The sequence below is a fragment of the Vibrio sp. 03_296 genome (genome assembly GCF_002265885.1).
In genome coordinates this window covers 1-481 of sequence record NZ_NPKW01000230.1, presented here as the reverse complement: position 1 = coordinate 481, position 481 = coordinate 1, and the positions used below count along the sequence as shown (strand labels likewise).

At 49.5% G+C, this 481-nt stretch carries 1 pseudogene; it reads right to left on the bottom strand.

Going from position 1 to position 481, the window contains the following annotated elements:
• Positions 1-481: pseudogene (locus CIK04_RS23600) on the bottom strand (NAD(P)/FAD-dependent oxidoreductase); the annotation flags it as partial.

Sequence of the window (481 nt, the reverse complement as noted above, 5' to 3'; positions counted from 1 at the left end):
ATAAAGTACAGCCCTGGAACGGTTTTGCACTCCATGGTTTTTGATGGACAGGTAATCGGTGTCCACACCGCCCAACGTAACTTCCGCAGTGCGGTAGCCTTCGGTGCCGTTGGGCGCAATTTTCCACTGCTGCAGATTGCTCGACAATCGTCTTGTAGCTCTTTGGCATTGAATTGCTTAAGTTGGCTTATCCGTTAACTCTTTACGCTCAATAAGCACTTCAACTAAGCGTTTTGGCAGCACTTTCGCTAGGGTGTTTTCAAAGTCTGATTTGGGTGTTTTCCAAATTGCGTTGCAGCAGCTCCAGCACATCCACCTCAGGCACCAGATTAATGCTCACCGCTTGACCTGCCTTCCAGTAAGACGAAATTTGCAGTACTGAAGGGCCAGATAAACCGCGATGGGTAAACAGCAGCGCTTCTTTAAACAACGTACCGTCTTCTGCGGTGATCTCCGCCGGAATGGCAATTCCCGAGAGCTC